We start from the raw sequence: 13,106 nt of genomic DNA on the forward strand, positions 1-13,106 counted from the left end.
GGTCTTCGCGTAGTCCAGGACGTACTGGTCGGCGCCGCCCTTGCTGCAGCCGTAGGGGCTGCAGAAGTCCAGTGGCCGGCGCTCACCCACGCCGTGGTCGCGGAGCTCGGCGTCCGCGGGCTCGTACCTGCCGTCGCGCGCGACGACGGGCACGTCCGGCAGGGCGCCGTACACCTTGTTGGTGGAGGTGAACAGCAGGCTCGGCCGGCGGGGCGACCGGCGAACCTCCTCGAGCAGGTTCATGGTCCCGGCGAGGTTGACGGCGAAGTCGTGCCGCGGGTCGGTGACGCTGGTCGTCACGGCCACCTGCGCGGCGAAGTGGAAGACCTCGTCGACGTCCTCGAGGGCCTTGCGGACGGCTCGCGCGTCGCGCACGTCGCCCTCCACCACCCGCACCCGCGGGTGCTCCTGGCGCAGCCACCGGAGGTTGTCGAGGACGCCCGTGCGCGACAGGTCGTCGAGGACCACGACGTCACGCCCGCTGCGCAGCAGCCGGTCGGCGACGTTGGTCCCGACGAAGCCGGCGCCACCGGTGACGAGGACTGCTCCGGGGCCGGTCATACCGTCAGCCCGCGGGACGCCAGCTCCTTGGCGGCGGTGTCGACGGAGTCGACAGCGACCTGCCCCTCCAGCCAACCCGCCAGCTCGACCAGGCCGTCGTCGAGCTCGGTCTGCGGCTCGAAGCCGAGCAGCTCTCGAGCGAGGCCGATGTCGGCGAAGCAGTGCCGGATGTCGCCCACGCGGTACTTGCCGGTGACCTCGGGGACGATGTGCTCCTTGCCGAGGATTCGGCTCAGCCGGGTGGCGATCTTGTTGACGGTGATGCTGCGGCCGCTGCCGACGTTGATGACGTGGCCGGCCGCGCGGTCGCGGGTCAGCGCCAGCGAGCAGGCCCGCGCGATGTCGTGCACGCTGACGAAGTCGCGACGCTGCTCGCCGTCCTCGAAGACCAGGGGCGAGCGGTCGTTGAGCAGCCGCGACGCGAAGATGGCCAGAACACCCGTGTACGGGTTCGACAGCGCCTGGTACGGCCCGTAGACGTTGAAGAAGCGCAGCGCGACGGTCGGCACCTGGTAGGCCTCGCCGAACAGCAGGCACAGCCGCTCCTGGTCGAACTTGTTGAGGGCGTAGACCGACGACAGCGACGGCGGCTTCGACTCCGGCGTCGGCATCGGGACCAGCTCCTCGCCGCCCGGTCCGCACGGCTCCCACCGCCCGGCCTGCAGCTGCTCGCGGCTGCGGGTCGCCGCCGCGGTCACCTCGCCGGCCGGGTCGCGGTAGAGCCCTTCGCCGTACACGCTCATGCTGGAGGCGACGACGAGCCGCTCGAGCGGGTGGTCGAGCAGCGCCTGGAGCAGCACGGACGTCCCGTGCGCGTTGGTACCGGTGTACTCGGCCAGCTCGTACATGCTCTGCCCGACCCCGACCCGGGCCGCCAGGTGCACGACCCGGTCGATCCCCTGCAGGGCGCCACGGACGGCCTCGGGGTCGCGCACGTCCCCGACCACCAGCTCGACGTCGTCCGGCAGGTACTCGGGCCGGCCGGTCCCGCCGTGCACCTGCGGCTCGAGGTTGTCGAGGACGCGGACGTCGTCTCCTGACTGCAGCAGCTCAGCCGCCAGGTGCGCACCGATGAAGCCGGCGCCGCCCGTGATCAGGACCGAGGCCAAAGGACCCTCCAAGGGCTCGCGCGGCCCCTTGATCAGGGCCGTTGGCGAGCCGCGTACCCCTTGTCCTGCGGCCTAGACATTGACGTTGTCATAGATGCTGGTAGCCGTTCAGGCAGGCGTCAGCAGCCGGAAGTAGATCGCGAACCGGGTGCTCGGTCCCAGGTTCAGGCTGCCGCTGTGCTCCAGTGCGGGGTCCATGACGATGGCGTCCCCGGCCTCGAGGGGAACCGGTTGCGGGGCGGTGTCCACTGGTCCCCGGTGCGACCCGGCCCAGACGAACGGGGTGCCGTCCTCGGGCCCGGCCGGAGTGAGCGCCACGCCGACGATGCCCTTGTAGCGCCGCCCTTCTGCCCACGGCGGCGCCTCGTCGATGTGCGACTGCAGCGGCCAGGGCTGGTCCTCGTCCGGGAACCGGAGGAGCAGCTGGGGCTCGGCCCACTCGTCGCCGTCCGCCATGCCGAGGACCTCGCCGGCCGCCGGCGGCAGCACGCCCCAGACCTCCGGCTCCCAGCGCAGGTGCGGGAAGAAGGTGGCGGCCTGGCACTCCGCGATCTCCTCGGCAGTCAGCCCGTACCGCCGGATCGCGAGGTTCAGCATGCGCAGCGCCGCCCGCAGCCGCTCGGGCGCGACGGCCTGCCGCAGCACGGTGTAGCCGTCGGTGTCCAAGGTCGCTTGCACGCGGACATTGTTCCTGACCCAGGGCAGAACGCCGTGCACGACCCACCGGCAGTGCGCAACCGCGTGTTTGGGTCGGTTGAACAAGACAAAGAAGAAGCCGCTCTTGGGGGGAGCGGAGGAGGTGGCATGAGAAGCGTCGCGGTGGTCGCCGGCGGAGCAGGGTTCGTCGGGTCGCACCTGTGCGAGCGCCTGGTGGACGACGGCTGGCACGTCGTCTGCATGGACAGCTTCGTGACCGGTGACCCGTGCAACGTGGAGCACCTGCAGGGTGACCCGCGGTTCCGGCTGCTGCGCGTCGACGTCACCGACTACGTGCACCTGCCCGGGCCGGTGGACGTCGTGTTCAACCTGGCGTCGCCGGCTTCTCCGGTCGACTACCTGCAGCTGCCGATCGAGACGCTCAAGGTCGGGTCGCTCGGCACGCTGCACCTGCTCGGCCTGGCCCGGGAGAAGGGCGCCCGCTTCCTGCAGGCGTCGACGTCCGAGACCTACGGCGACCCGGAGGTGCACCCGCAGCCGGAGACCTACTGGGGGCACGTCAATCCGATCGGCCCGCGGTCGGTGTACGACGAGGCGAAGCGGTTCTCCGAGGCCCTGACGATGGCGTACCGGCGCGAGCACGGGGTGCAGACCTCGCTCGTGCGGATCTTCAACACGTCCGGGCCGCGGATGCGCCCGAGCGACGGGCGCGCAGTCCCCACCTTCATCAAGCAGGCACTGAGCGGGGAGCCGATCACGGTGGCGGGCGACGGCTCGCAGACCCGCTCGATCCAGTACGTCGACGACCTCGTGGAGGGGATCCTGCGGCTGGTGGACTCCGGTCATCCCGGACCGGTGAACATCGGCAACCCCACCGAGGTGAGCATGCTGCAGCTGGCCCGGCAGGTGCGGGAGCTGGCGGGCTCGCGGTCGGAGATCGTCTTCGTGCCGCGGCCCCAGGACGACCCCGAGCTGCGCCGCCCCGACATCACGCTGGCGCGCGAGGTGCTGGGCTGGGAGCCCCGGGTGTCCCTGGAGGAGGGCCTGCGGCGGACCCTCGCGTGGTTCGCGTCGGTGCCGGACCTGCGGGAGCGGCTCGCCGGCTGACAGGGTCAGCCGGTCCCCTCGATCTCGTCGAGCACCCGCTCCGGCGCCACGTCCCGGGCGAGCTCCGCGAGCTCGGGCTCGCGCGCCTGCTCGATGTCCATCTTGTCCGCCATCGCCGTCACGAGGGATACCAGCCGGGTGATCTCGTGCTCGGCCAGCAGGCTGATCTGCAGGTCGAGATCGGCCCGCGCGTCGGCCTGCGCCTGCATCCGGTTCTGGCTGATGAGGACGAACGTGGACAGGAAGATGGCCTCGACCGAAGCGACAGTGGCCAGGATGACGAACGACGGGTCGAACGGGTCCAGCGGTGTGAGCCCGCTGTTGAGCACGGCCCAGGCACCGAACACCGCGCCGTGCAGGACGACGGACCGCATGCTGCCGGCGAAGCCGGTGATCCGGTCCGCCAGCCGGTCCTGCAGGCTCCGGGCGCGGTCGGCCTGCCGGCGCCGCTCCACCAGGGCCTCGATGTTGCGCTGCATGACCGGTGCCAGGCCCTCGCCGGGTCCCGTCACAGGCGATCCGCCCTGCTGCGCGCTCAGCCCTCCGCCCTCCGCTCCGGACTCACTCGGCTGGCTGGAGTTCCCGGACTCACTCGGCTGGCTGGAGTTCCCGGTCCGGCACCACTGACGCCTGCTGCTGGGAGGGAACCCCGCGGCCGCGCAGGGGTGGGAGGGCAGCTGCCTGACTCCGCCGGGACTGCAGGTCGCGGCGCCGCTGGTCGGCCTGGAGCCCCAGCTCGGCTGCGCGCAGCGCCGCCTTCTTCTGGGCAGTGACGCATGCGGCCACCTCGGCGGCTTGCACCTCGCTCCAGAGGGCGATCCTCGGCACGGGCTCCTCCATGCGGCCACTGCGCGGAGCCGCCCGGCCGCAGCAGCCGGCTCCGGGGGCGTCGCCACCCCGGTTCGGCTGCTCCTCTGAGCCGCTCACCACCCTAGTCGGTGAACCGGCGGCGGGCGGGTACGCCGTCACCCATGGCCCTCGACCTCGACACCGCCCACGAGCTCGCGTCGCTGTCCGGACTGGTGCTCACCGCAGCCGACGACGCCGCGGCGCTGCACGAGGTCGTCGGTGTCGCCGAGCGGGTGATCCCGACCTGCGATGGGGTGTCGGCCACCATGCGCGAGCACGGCACTGCGACCTCCAGCGCAGCCAGCAATCCGTGGGCCGAGGAGCTCGACACGCTGCAGGTCGTCGTGCAGGAGGGCCCCTGCCTGAACTGCATGCGCGAGGGGGCCATCATGCGGGTGCCTGACCTGGAACGGGACGGGCGGTTCCCCACCTACGGCCCGCAGGCAGCGGAGAGCGGCGCCGCCGCCACCCTCTCGGTGCCGCTGATGGCCGACGGCCGCACCGTCGGCGCCCTCAACTTCTACAGCCGCAAGCAGGATGCCTTCGACAACGACGACGTCGCCGTCTGCATGCTCGTCGCAGCGCACGCGGAGCTCGGGCTGCAGGCCGCGCACGCCTACCTGTCGAGCCAGTCGCTGGCCACCCAGCTGCAGGGCGCGCTGAGCAGCCGGGTGGTCATCGAGCAGGCGAAGGGAGTGCTCATGGCGCAGCGCGGGTGCGACAGCGACACCGCCTTCGCCTCCTTGGTTGAGCTGTCGCAGCGGAGCAACCGGAAGCTCCGCGAGATCGCCGAGCTGGTGGTGCAGCAGGCCAGCGCGAACGGCGGTCCGCAGCGCTGACAAGCGGTTCCTGCGGTGCGAGGCTGAGCGGATGAGCACGGACCGCGAGCAAGGCGCGGACCAGCGCGACCGCAGAGCGGACGAGCGGGACGCCTTGGCCGACGCCCGGGAGCGGCGCCAGGACGACCGTGAGTCAGACCTGGACGGCCGTGAGCGGCGGCTGCAGCGCGAGGAGCTCCGGGCGGGCAGGAGCGCTGCGGGCAAGCTCGAGCTCGCGCAGCGCTCCGTGGCGTCCTCCCACGACCAGCTCGGCCGCTCGCAGGAGAGGCTGGACAGGGCGCACGCGGGGCTCGCGAGGGACAGGGCGCACGACGTGCGGGAGCAGGATGACGTGAACCGCGAGGTCCGGCGCACCGGCGACGTGCCGCCCTCGCCCCGCGTGGTCGAGCGGTGGCGACGGCTGAGCGCCGGGTTCCAGGCGAGGGCTGACGCCGTGCGCCTGGACCAGTGGGACAGTCCTGCACCCTGCGCCGGCTGGACCGCCCGGGACGTGGTCGCGCACATGGTGGGGTGGATGCCGGCGCTCTGGTTCCCCGCTGTCGGGCGGCCGCTGCCGGACCTGCCCGATCCGACGACCGATCCGGCGGCCTCCTGGGCAGCGCTGGACCTCGCCGTGCAGGAGCTGCTGGAGGACGCCCCCGCGGCCCAGCTGCCCACCTTCACCCGCGCCGGCACGATGTCGCTGGAGCAGCTCGTGGCGATGACGGGACTGATGGACGTACTGGTCCACACCTGGGACCTCGCGCGCGCCACGGGACAGGACGAGCGGCTCGACCCGCACGAGGTGGCAGCCTTCCTCCCTGATCTGGAGGGGATGCCCACTGAGATGGACGAGGCCATGCGGCTGAGCGGGCACTACGGCCCCCGGGTGGACGTGCCGCCGGACGCCGACCCGCAGGTCAGGCTGCTCGCCCTCACCGGGCGACAGTCCGCGGTGCGTGACCCGGTGGAGCAGGGGTAGGGGCCCGAGATGCCGCATCGGGACCTCGTCGTGATCGGCGCCTCCGCCGGTGGGGTCGAGGCGCTGAAGGGGCTCGTTCGCGGACTGCCCCCGGACCTGCCCGCCACCGTGCTGGTGGCGCTGCACCTGCCCTCGGACGGGCAGACGGTCATGGCCGACATCCTGCGCCGCCGCTGCAGGCTGCTCGTCAAGGACGCCGTCGACGGCGACCCGCTCGAGCCAGGGACGGTGGTGGTGGCGCAGCCGGACGCGCACCTGATGGTCGTCGACGGGCGCATCGCGCTGGGGAGGGGCGCGAAGGAGAACGGGCACCGCCCCAGCCACGACGCCATGCTCCGGTCGGCGGCGCTCAGCCACGGGTCGCGTGCCGTCGGCGTCATCCTCACGGGCCTGCTCGACGACGGCGCGGCCGGCCTTCGCCTGGTGCACCGGTACGGCGGGGCCTGCCTGGTCCAGTCCCCGGACGACGCCGAGTTCCCGTCGATGCCCCAGCACGCCCTGTCGGCAGTCCCCACGGCGCGTCAGTTCCCGATCGCCGAGCTGTCGGAGGAGGTGGTCCGCGTGGTGCACGGCGACTCCGTCCCCCCGGTGCCGGAGGTGTCCGAGGAGGTGCGCGCGCTGGACCTGGTGGAGCTGCGCAGCGCCCTCGGTGAGCCGCCGATCCACCCGGACGGGACACCGCTCGGTACGCCGTCCACCTACGGCTGCCCCGACTGCCACGGCGTCCTCAACGAGGTGCACGACGGCGGCACGGTGCGCTTCCGCTGCCGCACCGGGCACGCCTGGACCGCGGAGAGCCTGCTGGCGCAGCAGGGGGTGCAGGTGGAGGACGCGCTCTGGACGGCGCTGCGCATCCTCGAGGAGCGGGTCCAGATGAGCAACCAGCTCGCCCATGTCGCCGAGTCCCAGGGCCGAGCGTGGTCAGGGGAGATGTTCCGGAAGCGGGCCGCTGAGGCCGACGGATCGGCCGAGGCGCTGCGGACGCTGCTGCTGCAGCAGGTCGAGCAGGTGTCGGTGGCGAGCGGCGATGCGTCCGGCCCCTAGGCTCGTGCCGGACCCTGACCAGGAGGCGGAGTGGCCGAGCACGAGCCGGACGAGGAGTTCGAGGCGCTGCTGCGCTTCCTCCGCGACGACCGCGGGGTCGACTTCACGGGCTACAAGCGGCCCAGCCTGACCCGGCTGGTCAACCGCCGGATGCGTGCGGCCGGCGTCGAGGACTACCGCGCCTTCGTCGACCTGCTGCAGGTGGAGCCGGGCGAGCTGAAGTCCCTGCTCGACGCACTGCTCATCAACGTGACGGCCTTCTTCCGCGACCCGCAGGCGTGGGACGAGCTCCGGCACGTGCTGCTGCCGACCGTCCTCGCGGAGCTCCAGCCCGGAGAGCAGGTGCGGGTCTGGAGCGCCGCGTGCGCCACGGGCGAGGAGGCCTACTCCCTGGCGATCCTGCTGCACGAGATGCTCGGTGACGAGGACTTCCGGGCGCGGGTGAAGATCTACGCCACCGACGTCGACGAGGACGCGCTGGCGGTCGCGCGCGCCGGTCGCTACTCCGAGAAGGCCCTGGAGAACCTCACGGAGGAGCAGCGACAGGTCTACTTCGAGCGCGAGGGCAGCAGCTACCGCTTCCGGCCGGACCTGCGCACCTCGATCATCTTCGGGCGGCACGACCTGCTGCAGGACGCGCCCATCTCGCGGGTCGTGCTGCTGTCGTGTCGCAACGCGCTCATGTACTTCACGCCGGAGACCCAGACGCGGGTACTGGAGCGCTTCGCCTTCGCGCTGCACGAGCACGGCCTGATGCTGCTCGGCAAGGCCGAGATGCTGCTCACCCAGTCGCAGCTGTTCACCCCGATCAGCCTGCAGCACCGGATCTTCCGCGCCCGCCGCCGCACACCGGCCGCGCGGCTGGCAGCCCTCGCGGTCGGCGGCGACCACACAGTCACCTCCTCGGTGTCCCGTGCCGCCGAGGCCGCCTTCGTGGCGGCGCCGGCGGCGCAGATCGTGCTCGACAGCCACGGCATCGTCACGCTGCTCAACGAGCGGGCGCAGCGCGACCTGCGGCTGACCACCGAGGACCTCGGGAAGGTGTTCTTCGAACTCGAGCTGTCCAGTCGTCCCATCGAGCTGCGGGGAGCGGTCGCCGGGGCGCAGGCCAGCCGGCAGCCGGTGCAGCTGCGCGAGGTCGAGTGGCCGCAGCCGGGTGGCGGCGTCTCGCGCTGGGACGTCCGGGTGGCGCCGCTGGACGACGGCGAAGACGTGATCGGCATCCACCTCGTCTTCGAGGACGTGACCGAGCGGGTGGAGCTGCGGACCCGCCTCCAGCAGGTCCACAACGAGCTCAGCACCGCGTACGAGGAGCTGCAGAGCTCCAGCGAGGAGCTCGAGACCACCAACGAGGAGCTGCAGTCCGCCGTCGAGGAGCTCGAGACGACCAACGAGGAGCTGCAGAGCACCAACGAAGAGCTCGAGACGATGAACGAGGAGCTGCAGAGCACCAACGAGGAGCTGCAGACCCTCAACGACGAGCTACGCGACCGCACCCTGCAGGTCGACGAGGCCAACGGCTTCCTGCACAGCATCCTCGAGGGCCTCGACCAGGCCGTGATCGTGGTCGACGGCGACTTCCGGGTGCAGCTGTGGAACTCGGGGGTCGAGCGCCTGACCGGATTGCGCTCCTTCGAGGCCGAGGGGCTGCGGCTGACCGACCTCGCCCTGGGGGTGCCGGCGGAGCAGGTGCGCCTGGCCCTGCTGGAGGTCGTCCTGGACGGCGGGGCGAGTCGGTCGCTGGAGGAGATCGTCACGACCCGCTTCGGCGAGCCCGCCATGCGGCGGCTGCAGGTGACGCCGCTGCGACGGTCGGGTGGCCCCATCAGCGGAGCGGTGCTGACGGTGGAGGACGCCCCGATCGCGCCCTGATCACAGGTCGGCACTGATGGCTGTTGCCTCATGATCTTGGACATCGGTCATTCCAACGGCTCCTGACCCGTCGGAACTTCCTTTGATGGGCTTGTCCCGGGCGCCTGCGCGCCCTCTGACGTCTCGTCAGGCGCGGATCAGCATCAGCAGCTGCTGGGACACCTCGAGCGGTGGCGTCTGGCGGGTGGCGACAGCGTCCGCGCCGGCCTCGAGCAGCGCCTCCATCCGGCTCACGTGCTCCACCTGCGCCCCGATGCGCGTGTCCGGGCAGAACCGGCGGGCCTCCCGCACGACCTCCTCGCCCGTCACCATGAGCAGGCCGTCCTCGACGAAGAGCAGGTCCGGCTGCTCCACGATCGCGATGCCGATCGCGTCGGCGCCGTTGTCCACCTGCTCGACCACGGTGAGCTGCGCCTCCTCCAGCAGGGCCACCAGCTTGTCGGCGAACCAGCCGGCCCGGTGGGCGACGACGGCGCGGGGTGCGGCCGTGCCGCTCAGCAGGTCGCAGGACGCGCGCAGCTGCTCATGGGCGCGCCCGATCAGCGCGTGGTGCTCTCGGCGGAGGACCTCCATCCGGCGCGCGGCGTCCATCCGCATCTCGCGGGTCCTGGCCACCGCATCCAGGGCGGATTGCGCCTGGGCACGGGCGGAGTGGAAGACCTCGATCGCGTGCAGCTGACGGCGCGCGAGGTCGAGCTCGCGCCGGGAGGCCTGGTCCGGAAGCGTCATGACACATCAGCTCCTGCTGACAGAGCGGCGGTGCAGGGCCGCGACGGAAGCGGCGTCCGAGGCCCGACGAGACCACGGGCGCTGCCGAGGAGGGGCTCCGTCTCTGAACCGAGCTTCATCCTAGACCTCCTCCCCCCCCCTTTGTCTCAGCCGGGTCAGGTCAGGAGCAGCGGCTCCGCCGCGGCGTTCCTGAGGTGACCGGCGATCTGCTGGGCGAGCAGTGCCGGCGGCACCCGCCGGCTGAAGACGGCGCGCGCGCCGGCCTCCAGCATCGGCGCGATGCCCCGCTCGTCCTCCACCTGCGCGGCGACCAGTGCCCGCGGGAGGTAGTGCTGAGCCTGCCGCACCAGCTCGAGCCCCGAGACCGATGGCAGCCGGTCCTCGACGACCAGCAGGTCGGGCTGCTCGGCGATGGCGCTGCCGAGCCCGTCGGCACCGTCCGCGAACTCCCCGAGCACCTCGAGGCCCTCGATCTGCAGTCCGACCGACAGCTTGGTGCGCAGCCACTCGTTTCGGTGAACGAGCATGGCCCGGGCCGGACGGGCGTGCAGGATCGCGTGGCTCTCCTGCACGCTGCGGTCGGCGCGGTCCTGCAGCGCGCGCTGGGTGCGCTGGAGCGCCTCCACGCGCCGGCGCGCGTCGAGCCGCATCTCGCGCGTGGCCTCGACGGCCGTGCGCTGGTCCTGCTCGAGGTGCCTGCGGAAGGCCGCGTGCCAAGCACGCATCCCCGCGAGCTGGTCCTCGAGGATCTCGAGCTCCGAGCGCCGTGGCACCACTGGGTCAGGAAGTGGCGTGACCTGCAAGGTGGGTGTGCTCCTCCCGGATGTGCTCCTTGATCACGAACGTACGCCGCGCCCGTTGCTGTGGACACCCGGCGAGGTGATTGTCACTCGGCAGACATGTCTGTCGTGGCCTCGTGCTCGACGGCAGCCCGGCCTACGCTCGGCAGATGTGCCGCAGCATCCGCCCTCTCCACAACTTCGCACCGCCGGCGACCGCTGACGAGGTGCAGGCCGCCGCCCTGCAGTACGTCCGCAAGATCAGCGGATCTGCGCGCCCGGCCCGGGCGAACGAGGCCGCCTTCGCGCAGGCCGTGGAGCAGGTCGCGGCGGCCTCCCGCCAGCTGCTCGACAGCCTGGTGGCGACGACGCCCCCCAAGGACCGCGAGGTCGAGGCCGCCAAGGCCCGTGCCCGTTCCGCCGCCCGGTACGGCACCTGACCTTGGTGCAGGCGGCGCGACCGGACGAGACACCCGACCAGACCCTCGACCGCAACTGGAGCGAGCTGCTCCAGGAGCTGCGCGTCGTGCAGACGGGGGTGCAGCTGCTCACCGGCTTCCTGCTCACGCTGCCGTTCCAGCAGCGGTTCACCACCCTGGACACCACTGACCGCAGGATCTACCTCGCGACCGTGGCGTCGTCGTCGCTGGCCACGCTGCTGCTGGTGACGCCGGTCCCCCTCCACCGCGTGCTGTTCCGGCAGCACGAGCGGGCGACCATGGTGGCGACAGCCCACTGGTGCGCGCTGCTCGGGTCGATGCTGCTGGGGCTGTCCCTCATCGGGGTGAACACGCTGGTGTTCGACGTGGTCGTCGGGAGATCGGTCGCCACCGGGGTCGCTGCCGTGGTCGCCGGCCTGGTGCTCGCGCTGTGGCTGACGATGCCGCTCGTCATCCGCTTCGTCGTGCGCTCACGCAGCGTGTGAGGCCTCTCGCAGCAGCAGCTCCTCGGCGGCCGAGAAGAAGCGCAGGCTGAGCTCGAGCCGCCACCAGGCGCCCCGCAGGATGCGCTGCTGCCACGACGGGTGCTCGGCCACGAGCGGGACCACGGCCTTCTCCACCCAGTCCTTGCCGTGCCGCGGGTCGACCTCTGCGTGCTCGGTGTAGAAGGGGTACGCGGCGGCCGGCGCCCCGAGCCGTTCGAGGCCCTGCACGACCTTGCGGCACCGCGGCCCGGCCTGCAGCTCGATCATGCCGAGCGCGCCGATCATCTCCGGCTGCAGCCACCGGTTGGTCGCCAGCAGGCCACCGAGGGCGGTGCGCTCCAGCGCCTCGAGCGGCAGCTCCGCGCGCGACAGCCGCGGCATCCCGATGGCGGCGACCAGCCGGTCGTGGAGCACCGTGTGCACGCGGTCGAGGTCGCCGTTGCCCATCTCGTCCCAGTAGTTCTGGGCGAGCTCCAGCTTGGCCGACCCGTACAGCCCGACCTGGCAGGCCGCCACCAGGTCGTCGAAGCCGGCGTCCGGCCCGCCCTCCATGGCGAGGAAGCGGACGAGCTCGTCCCAGGAGGCCTCGTCGGCCAACCAGTGGTAGGTCCGCGGGAGCCGGTCGACGGTCGCCATCGCGCGCAGCGCGGTCACGACGTCCGGCTCGTCGGCGAACTCCTCCGGCACGTCCGGCAGCTCCGCGAGCCACTCCGCCTCGAGCCGGTTCTTCAGAGCCGAGACGGCCGGGTGGTGCTGGTGCCGCGCGCGCTCTCCGAGCACCGCGAGCGGCGCGGTGTGCAGGTCGTACACGGTCTGCAGGACGTCGACGCGGTCGCGCCGGTCGCGCGGCACCGCGTCCGTGAAGCGGCCGAGCTCGCCGGTCCGCAGGGCTTCGTCCAGGGCCGGGGCGAGGGCCAGTGGAAGGGTCATGCTCGTCTCGCTACCCGGCAACGCGCGTGTTACGCCGTCAGCGGCGGCAGCGCGGGGAGGTCGGTCAGCTCGGTGGTCACCCGGTTGCTCTCGAGCACGGCCGACGTCCAGGGCAGGTACCGGTTCCGGCGGGTCAGCCGCCGCACCGCGGCCGACACCAGCCACGGCCCCTGCGAATCGACCCGGTCGTAGCCCAACCGTGACGCGAGCCGGCGCTTGCCCACCACGAAGCCGTCCACGCGCAGCGCGGCAAAGGCACCCAGCAGCGGGCCGTCCTGGACGAGCCGCACGTCGAGGACCCGGCCGAGCAGCTGCCCCGACGGCCCCACGACCGGCAGCCCGAGCAGGTCGTCACCCCTCATGACGCGCACCCGGGATCCGGTCGACGAGGTAGTGCCGCGCGCGGTCCTCGTTGCGGTGCACGCCGAGCTCCGCGCGGCTGCGCGCCACCGTGAGCTTGCTCCCCAGGTCGGTGAGCAGCTCCATCCCGATCCGTCCAGGCCGGCTGGTGTCCCCGGTGGTGAGCGACCTGGTCACGAACAGCACCCACTGGCCCAGCAGCCCGCCGAGCCGCGGGGCAAGGGCCTGCGGCCCGGTGAGCAGCGCCACGACGTACGGGGCCGACCCGTCCTCGGGCACCAGCAGCTCGACGTCGTCCACGTTGCCGACGGCGCGGCCCTCGGTGTCGAGCACCTGCCGGTCCAGCAGGTGCAGCGCCAGGTCGAGCTGCCGGCCGGTCACTGG

General features: G+C 72.2%; 17 protein-coding genes. 7 read left to right on the top strand and 10 right to left on the bottom strand.

What is annotated here, in order from left to right:
- From JF597_RS51010 to JF597_RS51020, 3 genes are all read right to left on the bottom strand, one after another.
- Positions 1–561: SDR family NAD(P)-dependent oxidoreductase (locus tag JF597_RS51010; RefSeq protein WP_294013318.1), on the bottom strand; the 561-nt coding region annotated here is incomplete at its 3' end.
- Positions 558–1,670 carry an NAD-dependent epimerase/dehydratase family protein gene (locus JF597_RS51015; RefSeq protein ID WP_294013320.1) on the bottom strand — a complete coding sequence of 371 codons (1,113 nt, stop codon included), beginning with the start codon at positions 1,668–1,670 and terminating at the stop codon, positions 558–560. The genes JF597_RS51015 and JF597_RS51010, both read right to left, overlap by 4 nt.
- A gap of 108 nt (positions 1,671–1,778) precedes the next feature.
- On the bottom strand, positions 1,779–2,348 hold the full coding sequence (locus JF597_RS51020; protein WP_294013323.1) for a phytanoyl-CoA dioxygenase family protein: 570 nt from the start codon (positions 2,346–2,348) through the stop codon (positions 1,779–1,781).
- 126 nt (positions 2,349–2,474) lie between these two features.
- On the opposite strand from JF597_RS51020, the gene JF597_RS51025 reads away from it, so the two are divergent.
- Positions 2,475–3,434 (top strand): UDP-glucuronic acid decarboxylase family protein, encoded by a 960-nt coding sequence (locus tag JF597_RS51025; RefSeq protein WP_294013325.1) that lies wholly within the window; start codon positions 2,475–2,477, stop codon positions 3,432–3,434.
- Positions 3,435–3,439: 5 nt separating this feature from the next.
- Here the strand turns inward: JF597_RS51025 and JF597_RS51030 are convergent, their stop codons facing one another.
- Together JF597_RS51030 and JF597_RS51035 are read right to left on the bottom strand one after the other, a co-directional pair.
- A complete protein-coding gene (locus JF597_RS51030) occupies positions 3,440–3,946 on the bottom strand; it encodes a DUF1003 domain-containing protein (protein ID WP_294013328.1) in 507 nt (168 codons plus the stop codon).
- Between the two features lie 76 nt (positions 3,947–4,022).
- Positions 4,023–4,262, bottom strand: a complete 240-nt coding sequence (locus JF597_RS51035; protein ID WP_294013330.1) for a hypothetical protein — start codon at positions 4,260–4,262, stop codon at positions 4,023–4,025.
- A gap of 143 nt (positions 4,263–4,405) precedes the next feature.
- Here JF597_RS51035 and JF597_RS51040 point away from each other — a divergent pair, with 143 nt between their 5' ends.
- The 4 genes from JF597_RS51040 to JF597_RS51055 are packed head-to-tail and all read left to right on the top strand — an operon-like array spanning position 4,406 to position 8,999.
- Positions 4,406–5,122: a GAF and ANTAR domain-containing protein gene (locus JF597_RS51040; RefSeq protein ID WP_294013332.1), complete on the top strand. Its 717-nt coding sequence runs from the start codon at positions 4,406–4,408 to the stop codon at positions 5,120–5,122.
- Positions 5,123–5,153: 31 nt separating this feature from the next.
- A complete protein-coding gene (locus tag JF597_RS51045; RefSeq protein WP_294013334.1) occupies positions 5,154–6,083 on the top strand; it encodes a TIGR03086 family metal-binding protein in 930 nt (309 codons plus the stop codon).
- A 9-nt stretch (positions 6,084–6,092) separates the two neighbouring features.
- Positions 6,093–7,127, top strand: a complete 1,035-nt coding sequence (locus JF597_RS51050; protein ID WP_294013337.1) for a chemotaxis protein CheB — start codon at positions 6,093–6,095, stop codon at positions 7,125–7,127.
- A 30-nt stretch (positions 7,128–7,157) separates the two neighbouring features.
- Positions 7,158–8,999, top strand: a complete 1,842-nt coding sequence (locus JF597_RS51055; RefSeq protein WP_294013340.1) for a CheR family methyltransferase — start codon at positions 7,158–7,160, stop codon at positions 8,997–8,999.
- A gap of 126 nt (positions 9,000–9,125) precedes the next feature.
- Here JF597_RS51055 and JF597_RS51060 read toward each other — a convergent pair whose 3' ends face one another.
- Together JF597_RS51060 and JF597_RS51065 are read right to left on the bottom strand one after the other, a co-directional pair.
- Positions 9,126–9,728, bottom strand: coding sequence for a hypothetical protein (locus tag JF597_RS51060; protein ID WP_294013342.1), 603 nt, complete (start codon positions 9,726–9,728; stop codon positions 9,126–9,128).
- Positions 9,729–9,883: 155 nt separating this feature from the next.
- A complete protein-coding gene (locus tag JF597_RS51065; protein WP_294013345.1) occupies positions 9,884–10,453 on the bottom strand; it encodes a hypothetical protein in 570 nt (189 codons plus the stop codon).
- Between the two features lie 224 nt (positions 10,454–10,677).
- Between JF597_RS51065 and JF597_RS51070 the strand changes: the two genes are divergently transcribed.
- Both JF597_RS51070 and JF597_RS51075 read left to right on the top strand, forming a co-directional pair.
- Entirely contained in the window at positions 10,678–10,947 is a 270-nt protein-coding gene (locus JF597_RS51070) for a DUF2277 domain-containing protein (protein WP_294013347.1), read from the top strand.
- A 5-nt stretch (positions 10,948–10,952) separates the two neighbouring features.
- On the top strand, positions 10,953–11,432 hold the full coding sequence (locus tag JF597_RS51075; protein ID WP_294013349.1) for a DUF6328 family protein: 480 nt from the start codon (positions 10,953–10,955) through the stop codon (positions 11,430–11,432).
- On the opposite strand, the gene JF597_RS51080 is transcribed toward JF597_RS51075, so the two are convergent.
- From JF597_RS51080 to JF597_RS51090, 3 genes are all read right to left on the bottom strand, one after another.
- Positions 11,418–12,362 carry an iron-containing redox enzyme family protein gene (locus JF597_RS51080; protein ID WP_294013352.1) on the bottom strand — a complete coding sequence of 315 codons (945 nt, stop codon included), beginning with the start codon at positions 12,360–12,362 and terminating at the stop codon, positions 11,418–11,420. The two genes, JF597_RS51075 and JF597_RS51080, sit on opposite strands and share 15 nt — an antisense overlap.
- Before the next feature lie 29 nt (positions 12,363–12,391).
- Entirely contained in the window at positions 12,392–12,724 is a 333-nt protein-coding gene (locus tag JF597_RS51085; RefSeq protein WP_294013355.1) for a hypothetical protein, read from the bottom strand.
- Positions 12,714–13,106, bottom strand: a 393-nt coding sequence (locus JF597_RS51090; protein WP_294013358.1) for a hypothetical protein, incomplete at its 5' end; no start/stop codon positions are given. The genes JF597_RS51090 and JF597_RS51085, both read right to left, overlap by 11 nt.

It is taken from the genome of Streptomyces sp. (assembly GCF_019510245.1).
GTDB lineage: Bacteria > Actinomycetota > Actinomycetes > Streptomycetales > Streptomycetaceae > Streptomyces.

Bases quoted from the DNA above. Each gene is read 5' to 3' on its own strand.
- JF597_RS51025 (WP_294013325.1), top strand. From the start codon at position 2,475: ATGAGAAGCGTCGCGGTGGTCGCCGGCGGAGCAGGGTTCGTCGGGTCG.
- JF597_RS51040 (WP_294013332.1), top strand. From the start codon at position 4,406: ATGGCCCTCGACCTCGACACCGCCCACGAGCTCGCGTCGCTGTCCGGA.
- JF597_RS51045 (WP_294013334.1), top strand. From the start codon at position 5,154: ATGAGCACGGACCGCGAGCAAGGCGCGGACCAGCGCGACCGCAGAGCG.
- JF597_RS51050 (WP_294013337.1), top strand. From the start codon at position 6,093: ATGCCGCATCGGGACCTCGTCGTGATCGGCGCCTCCGCCGGTGGGGTC.
- JF597_RS51060 (WP_294013342.1), bottom strand. From the start codon at position 9,728: ATGACGCTTCCGGACCAGGCCTCCCGGCGCGAGCTCGACCTCGCGCGC.
- JF597_RS51065 (WP_294013345.1), bottom strand. From the start codon at position 10,453: ATGCGTGCTTGGCACGCGGCCTTCCGCAGGCACCTCGAGCAGGACCAG.
- JF597_RS51070 (WP_294013347.1), top strand. From the start codon at position 10,678: ATGTGCCGCAGCATCCGCCCTCTCCACAACTTCGCACCGCCGGCGACC.
- JF597_RS51080 (WP_294013352.1), bottom strand. From the start codon at position 12,362: ATGACCCTTCCACTGGCCCTCGCCCCGGCCCTGGACGAAGCCCTGCGG.
- JF597_RS51085 (WP_294013355.1), bottom strand. From the start codon at position 12,724: ATGAGGGGTGACGACCTGCTCGGGCTGCCGGTCGTGGGGCCGTCGGGG.